The organism is Vibrio sp. 1288, from assembly GCF_033344475.1.
The window spans coordinates 1-1,020 of sequence record NZ_JAWPOX010000160.1; the positions used below are offsets into that span (position 1 = coordinate 1).

The following is a 1,020-nucleotide window of genomic DNA, read 5'->3' on the forward strand; positions in this document are numbered from 1 at the left end:
TTGTGTTGTCCTGGATGTAGCTTAGTGTAGAAGCTGTCAAACACATTCATACCTTGACCAGTATTTTAATAACAATGTCGTTGGCTGAAGAAAAAACGCGCGTAATGCGCGTTTTTTTATTGGTAGAAAATGAGCATTGAGCACAAGTTTTATTGTCACTGCGTTACTGTGATTGCAGTTTTGCGCGGATAAAATCGCTGTGGTCAACGTACAAGAGTTCTGCGGTTTTGCGAATTACGGCATCCTCAAGTGGGTCGATTTGTCCATCGGCATAAGCGACTTCCCACATGCTCTTAATCAAGTTGTAGCGAGTCTCTTGTGTGAGTTCTCGAAGCTGGGAAGTAAAATCGTACAAAGAGGTAGCGTCTTGCGTTTTTTCTTTTGCCTGAGCAAGTAACTGCTCCGATTCTTGCTCGTTTAACTCGAGCAACTTCATCAGTAAAGAACGCTTTGTGCTTTCTTCTTTTTCATCAATTAGATGATCCGCACCAGACACTTCACACAGCAGACATGCGATCGCCATGTTTGGCGACAGTGCATTGGTTTTGCTCAAATCCGAGCCGTCGATAAGTTGTTTAAACAACGAAGTAAGAGAATTAAACATAGTAAGCACCAAGCTGTTTTCTTTTAAGATGGTAATAGATACGGTAAATCTCAAGGTGTCGTATCAAATTTAGCACCGACCTGACAGGTTATTTTCCTTTATCTTCTGCGCGAGTTGGAGGGAAGTTAATCTCCTCTCCGTCGCTAGTCAGAATGCCGATGTGACTCGGTTTCCCTTCATCGTCCAAGCGTAACTCTCCGATAGCACTGTGATTAACCAAGCGATAAAAATTGTGAGTGCTTGGCGCGCGTTTGTAGATCTTCAAGCGTTTACGTTTCGTAAACCAGTTGAGTGGTGAACGCGGACTGTAAAGCATTCTGTCTAGGCCATCGCAGATCGTGAGCAGTTGCGTAGGGAACTGGTTTTTAATGCCGCTACAGGTGATTTGATAAATATTCGGGCTGTTTTTTCGATAA

At 43.3% G+C, this 1,020-nt stretch carries 1 protein-coding gene and 1 pseudogene; both read right to left on the minus strand.

The genetic code is table 11. The features are described from left to right. Positions 1-163: 163 nt before the first annotated feature. Positions 164-604 (minus strand): TerB family tellurite resistance protein, encoded by a 441-nt coding sequence (locus R8O11_RS25325; RefSeq protein ID WP_005454910.1) that lies wholly within the window; start codon positions 602-604, stop codon positions 164-166. A gap of 88 nt (positions 605-692) precedes the next feature. Next, a pseudogene (locus tag R8O11_RS25330) lies at positions 693-1,020 on the minus strand (alkaline phosphatase family protein); the annotation flags it as partial.

Excerpts from the sequence above, each read along its gene's own strand:
- R8O11_RS25325 (WP_005454910.1), bottom strand. The coding sequence starts at position 604 with ATGTTTAATTCTCTTACTTCGTTGTTTAAACAACTTATCGACGGCTCG.